The following is a 5,442-nucleotide window of genomic DNA, read 5'->3' on the forward strand; positions in this document are numbered from 1 at the left end:
GCACGGCGGGCCGCGGGCCCGAAGGAGCCCAGGGCCCGCAGCGCCGCCGTGCGCAACCACTCGCCCCGGTAGTCGGGCGCCCCCCGCAGCACCCGCAGCACCTCCGGGACGGCCTCGCCCGCGCGCAGGGCCGTCAGCCCGCACAGCAGCGGACTCGCCCGGTCGTACGCCCCCTCGTCCAGACCGACCTCACCGAGCCGGCGGCGCAGCGCCCCGGCGAGCGGGGCGGCCATGGCACCGAGGTGACCGATCGCGAAGCCGGCGTCGTGGGGGATCTCCGGCCGTTCCAGGGCCGCCGCCAGCGCGGGCAGGACCCTGGCGTCGCCGAGCCGGGCCAGCGCCTTCACCGAGGACCCCAGCCCGGGCGGCCCGCTGGCCCACTCCCGCACCCAGGCGCCCGGATTCGCGCACACGCGTTCGGCCAGGGCGTCGGCGGCGGGTGCCGCCAGCCCGAACAGCTCCTCCAGCACGTGCGAGGCCGCCTCGGCCAGCCGTGGTTCCGGGTCGGTGAGCTGGGTGCCGACCAAGCGGACCAGGCCCTCGTACGGGCCGCGCCAGGCCCGCATCAGCCCACCGCTCATCCGCACGGCGTCGATGCGCTGCCACGGGTCGGGGCTGCACAGCTGGTCCGCGAGCAAGGCCGTACGGTCCTCGACGCGGTCGTCCAGCCCCACGTGCAGGGTGCGCAGCAGATCGGCCGCCCACGGTGTGCGCCGCTCGGCGGACTCCGCCGCGGACAGCGCCCGCACCTGCCCCACGAGCGTCGAGGAGGCCCGCTCCACCACCGGCTCCACCTGCTGCGGCCCCACCGGGGCGGGCCCGGACCGCAGCTCACGCAGCAGCGCCGACACCACGCGTACGACGTCCCCGGGCAGTGCGTCCGCGGAGCAGCGGGCCAGCTGGGCGAGGGCCGCCAGCCGCAGCCCGGGCTCGTACGCCTCCGCGGCCAGCCGGCCCAGCCAGTCGGCCACCTGGCCCGCCAGCGGGCGGTGGCGCAGGGCGGTCCGGCCGGCGGCCTCGACGAGCGCGAGGCGCACCTCGCCGTCCGCCTCGACCGGGAGCCGCTCCCGCAGCAGGGCGAGCACCCTGACCGGGTGCCTGTGGAGTGTGGCGAGGGCCAGCGGGGCGGCGAGGCGTACCCCCGGGTCCTCGTCGGTCATCAGCTCGAAGAACACGTCCGCGCCGGCGGTGACGGCCGCCGCCGCCATCGCGTAGTTCGCGGCGCCCTCGATCTCGTCCTCGTCCAGATCGTCCTCGTCGTCCTCGTCCAGGTCGATGCCGCCGATGCTGGTGAGCAGCTCGACCAGGCAGCCCCGGTCCCGCACCCCGGGGTCCCCGACGAGCTCGAAGAGGAAGGGGATGGAGGCGAGCGTGCACGCGTACACGTCGCCCTGGTGGTGCACCGCGCCGTACATCCCGTCGAGGGCGCTCTCGCGCTCCGCCGCGTCGGCGGAGGCGAGCCCCCGCAGAAGCGCCGGCACGTCGTCCGCCGGCCCGTAGGCATGCTCCATCGAGGCCCAGTCGACCTCGTCGATCCCCGCGAACACGCCATGCCCTCCCCGTGTCGTGCCCTGCCGCACGGCCCCGGCGGAAAACCGGGTCCATGAAGCAGTGTCTGCGCAGAGTGTGCACCACGGGCAGCTGAATCCACCCTCCACTTGTGGCCTTTCCTCGGGCCGTGTACGGGCGGCTACGGAGCGCCCGCGCCGCGTCAGTCCGCCTCATCCGCCGGGCAGCGGCCGGGCCCGTCCCGGATCGGTCAGCGGGGCGAGCAGATCGCCGTGCTCGGCGAGGCGGGCCGCCATGTCGCCGGCCAGGAAGACCAGGTCCGCGGGGGCCCGGCAGGCCGCGACCTCGTCCCAGGTGACGGGCGCCGACACGGACGGGCTGTCCTTGGCGCGCAGAGTATAGGGGGCCGCCGTGGTCTTGGCCGCGGCGTTCTGGCTGAAATCGACGAACACCTTCCCCGGACGCAGGGCCCGCGTCATCCGGTGCACGACCAGCGCGGGCAGCGCCTCCTGGGCCTCGACGGCCAGGCGCCTGGCGTACGCGGTCACGTCCTCGGAGGGGGTGGGCCGCAGCGGGACGAGCAGGTGCAGGCCCTTGGATCCCGAGGTCTTCCCGTACGCCGCCAGGCCGTCCGCCGCCAGCCTCTCCCGCAGCCAGAGGGCGACCTCGCAGCACTCGACGACCGTCGCGGGCGCTCCTGGATCCAGGTCGAACACCATCCGGTCCGCGACCGCCGGCGTGTCCTGCCGCCACTGGTGGGTGTGGAACTCCACCACCAGGTTCGCCGCCCACATCAGCGAGGGGAGGTCCTGGACGAGCACCTGGCGGGCGCCGGGGTCGTCCGAGCGGGGGACGGGGGCCGTCCGCACCCAGCCGGGCGTACCGGGTGGCGGATTCTTCGTGAAGAAGCGCAGCCCGTCGGGGCCGTCCGGGTACCGCAGGAAGGACAACGGCCGGTCGTCCAGGTGCGCGAGCATCACGTCCGCCGCCGTGGCCGCGTAGTAGTGCAGCACCTCGCCCTTGGTGGTCCCGGTGGCCGGGTACAGCACCTTGTCGAGGTTGCTGAGCGCCAGCCGCCGCCCCTCCACCTCCGTGATCGGCGTCATACGATAAGAATCACATGAAATCGGGTGTGTGTGGTGATCCTGGGTGTAAGGGGTGCAGAGTGAGGTCCATCTGGAACGGCTCCATCTCGTTCGGGCTGGTCAGCATCCCGGTCAAACTGATGAACGCCACCGAGAACCACTCGATCTCCTTCCGGCAGATCCACCTCGCCGACGGTGGCCGGATCCGTTACCGCAAGGTCTGCGAACTCGACGAGGAGCAGGTCCCCGCGTCGGACACCGTCAAGGCGTACGAGGAACCCGACGGCACCGTGATCCCCGTGACCGACGAGGACCTCGCCTCGCTCCCGCTGCCCACAGCCAAGACGATCGAGATCGAGGGCTTCGTGCCCGCCTCCGCGATCGACCCGCTCCAGCTGGACTCCGCCTACTACCTCTCGGCCAACGGGGTTCCCGCGGCCAAGCCCTACGCCCTCCTGCGCGAGGCCCTGAAGCGCAGCGGGAAGGTCGCCGTCGCGAAGTTCGCCCTGCGCGGGCGTGAACGCCTCGGGATGCTGCGGGTGGTCGACGACGTGATCGCGATGCACGGACTCCTGTGGCCGGACGAGATCCGCGCCCCGGAGGGTGTCGCCCCGGAGTCCGGCGTCACGGTCCGCGATGCCGAACTCGACCTGGCCGACGCCCTGATGAACACGCTCGGGGAAGCCGATCTCGACACGCTCCACGACGACTACCGCGAGGCGGTGGAGGAACTCGTCACGGCGAAGGCCGCGGGGGAGGCGGTGGAGCCGGAACAGGACGAGGAGGCGGGCGGGGGCAAGGTCATCGACCTCATGGCGGCGCTGGAGAACAGCGTGCGGGCGGCCAGGGAGTCCCACGGCGCGAACGGGGGCGGGGCTGGGGGCGAGGACGAGGTGGCGGACGTGCACCACATCACCTCCGGCGGGACGCGGAGGAGGCCGGCGGGGAGCACGCCGGGCGGGGAGGAACCGGCTGCGGGCGAGCAGGCTCCGGGCAGGGCTGCCGGCAAGGGGGCCTCCGGGCAGCGAGCGGCGGGGACGAAGGCACCCGCGAAGAAGGCACCCGCGAAGAAGGCACCCGCGAAGAAGGCACCCGCGAAGAAGGCGGCGGAGAAGACTACGGCGTCGAGGAAGGCGGCGGAGAAGAGCACCGCCGGACAGGCGCCCGCGAGGAAAAGTGCGGCGCGGGAGGCTGCAGGGGGAGGGGCGGCGAAGAGGACGGCGGCGAAGCCCGCAACCACCAGGAAGACCGCGGAGAAGAGGACGGCTTCGAAGAAGGCGGAAGGGAAGCAGGGAACGCAGGGAACAGGGAAGCGTGCGGAAGGGAAGCCGGCGGCAGGGAAGCGAGCTGCCGGGAAGACGGCCTCCGGCAGCCGCGCCACCCCCGGGAAAACGGCCGCTTCCCCGAGGAAGCGCACCTCGGCCTGACCTCGCCACGGGTGCGGTCGCGCGGCCTTGACCAGGGACTCGCCACAGGTGCGGTCGCACGACCCCCATCAGGGCTCCGCCGGGGTCACCTCCCCCGGGAGCGGGCGCCAGCCGCCGGGGAGGAGGCGCGCCCGCCGCCGGCGGGTCTACGCGGGGTCGAGCGGGATCGAGGGCAGGTCCAGGCCGTAGTGCCCCCGCTCGACGACGTACGTGCAACTCGTGTACGTGTAGCCCGCCTTGACGTCGGACCCCGACGCGTAGCTGTCCACGGCCGCCGTGGCCCCCGTGCCGTGCTTGTACAGGAAGTGGTACTCGCCCGCCGGAAGCCGCAACCGCGCCTTCGGATAGGACTTCCCGCTCGCCTTGCACGCCCGCGAGGCGCCGGTGGACTCGCTGCTGTACCGCTCGCAGCCACCACACGTCTTCAGCTTCACCGAGCCGGTGACCGGGCCGGTGTAGAGGACCTCCACCTCGTTCGGCGCGTCGTTGCTGATGACGAGCTCCATGCGGGCGCCACCCGGCGCCTTCCTAGGAGGTAGCCGCTTGCCGGCCGCAGGACGCTCCTCGGCTATCTCGGCGGCCGTGGCGATGTCCCTGGCGTGCCGGGCGCGCCCGTCGCCCTTGTGGGCGGACGCGAAGTCGGTGAGCGTTTGCCGGGCCTCGGCGAACTTCCCCTGCTCGAACTCGTCCACCCCGCAGGCGTACACGCCGTCGACCACGCCGGAGTCGGCCTGACGGCTCAGCACGGACACCGAGACCTCGGGAAGCGACGCGACCAACGTGCTCATCCGGCGCAGGTCCTCGGTCCCGCCGCAGGGATCGGCCGCGAGGGCGGCCACCTGCTGCCGGATCTTCCCGCTGACGGCCGGCCCGACCCGGCCGGCCTGTGCGGAGCCCGGGAACTCGCGCAGCAGCGCGCTCAGTTCCTTGTAGCCCGCCTCCGTGCCGCCGGCGCCCAGCCGTGACACGCCGCAGGCGTACAGCGACTCCGCGAGCGGGGTGTCGGGCCGGCCGACGAGGTCGCCCAGCAACTCCCGGTCCACCGTGTCGGGGATCGTGCGCAGATACGTGAGCGGATCCACGGCCTGGCAGTGCCTCTTCGCCTCGTAGGGTATGGAAACGGCCTCGTAGAACGCCTCCAGACGCGCGGGCACGAGGGCGGCCGCCTTCGATCCGCGGTGCTCCTCCCCCAACTCCCGGTAAGTGGCCAGCGCGAGGTGGAAGTCCGGCTCGGACAGCAGGAAGGGGCTCTTCGACGCCTTGGCGACCAGGGCGTCGCCCTCCTCCAGCCTGTCGAGCAGCTCCTGCTCCACCGCCTCGTCCCGCGCGGAGCCGTACGCCAGGGTGCCGGCGACCGGCACGGCGAGCAGGAGCAGCCCCAGCACGGCGGCCGGGAGCGGACCGGGCCGGCGGCCCGGATC

General features: G+C 73.5%; 4 protein-coding genes. 1 reads left to right on the top strand and 3 read right to left on the bottom strand.

Going from position 1 to position 5,442, the window contains the following annotated elements; genetic code table 11:
• On the bottom strand, positions 1-1,547 hold a 1,547-nt coding region (locus ABZ371_RS28265; protein ID WP_358684726.1), incomplete at its 3' end, for a PBS lyase.
• 174 nt (positions 1,548-1,721) lie between these two features.
• Positions 1,722-2,615 carry a non-homologous end-joining DNA ligase gene (gene ligD / locus ABZ371_RS28270; RefSeq protein WP_358684729.1) on the bottom strand — a complete coding sequence of 298 codons (894 nt, stop codon included), beginning with the start codon at positions 2,613-2,615 and terminating at the stop codon, positions 1,722-1,724.
• Between the two features lie 59 nt (positions 2,616-2,674).
• Between ligD and ABZ371_RS28275 the strand changes: the two genes are divergently transcribed.
• Positions 2,675-4,021 (top strand): Ku protein, encoded by a 1,347-nt coding sequence (locus tag ABZ371_RS28275; protein ID WP_358684732.1) that lies wholly within the window; start codon positions 2,675-2,677, stop codon positions 4,019-4,021.
• Between the two features lie 146 nt (positions 4,022-4,167).
• Here the strand turns inward: ABZ371_RS28275 and ABZ371_RS28280 are convergent.
• A partial coding sequence (locus ABZ371_RS28280) for a hypothetical protein (protein ID WP_358684735.1) occupies positions 4,168-5,442 on the bottom strand: 1,275 nt, incomplete at its 5' end.

This window comes from Streptomyces sp. NPDC005899 (genome assembly GCF_040629645.1).
Classification (GTDB): Bacteria; Actinomycetota; Actinomycetes; order Streptomycetales; family Streptomycetaceae; genus Streptomyces.